We start from the raw sequence: 466 nt of genomic DNA, 5'->3' as shown, positions 1-466 counted from the left end.
GCTGTCACCGGTGTTGTTTGAACCAGAGTTCGAGTTACCGGTGTTGCTATCACCAGTGTTATTCGAGCCGGAGTTTGAATTACCTGTGTTGCTGTCACCAGTGTTGTTCGAGCCACTGTTCGAGTTACCTGTATTGCTGTCACCAGTGTTATTCGAGCCGGAGTTTGAATTACCAGTGTTACTGTCACCGGTGTTGTTCGAACCACTGTTCGAGTTACCTGTATTGCTGTCACCAGTGTTGTTTGAACCAGAGTTCGAATTACCGGTGTTGCTGTCACCGGTGTTATTCGAGCCAGAGTTACTGTTCCCAGTATTGCTGTCACCAGTGTTGTTCGAGCCAGAGTTACTGTTCCCAGTGTTGCTGTCACCGGTGTTGTTCGAACCACTGTTCGAATTACCTGTATTGCTGTCACCAGTATTGTTTGAACCGGAGTTTGAGTTACCAGTGTTGTTGTCACCGGTGTTG

At 47.9% G+C, this 466-nt stretch carries 1 protein-coding gene; it reads right to left on the bottom strand.

Going from position 1 to position 466, the window contains the following annotated elements:
• Positions 1-466 (bottom strand): hypothetical protein (locus ACKTR2_RS10470; RefSeq protein WP_407885081.1); only part of this gene is annotated, 466 nt, incomplete at both ends.

Origin of the sequence: Furfurilactobacillus curtus, assembly GCF_045862785.1 — a bacterium.
GTDB lineage: Bacteria > Bacillota > Bacilli > Lactobacillales > Lactobacillaceae > Furfurilactobacillus > Furfurilactobacillus curtus.
Note: the sequence above shows the minus strand (reverse complement) of the source record. Positions and strands in the feature narration are given on the sequence as shown.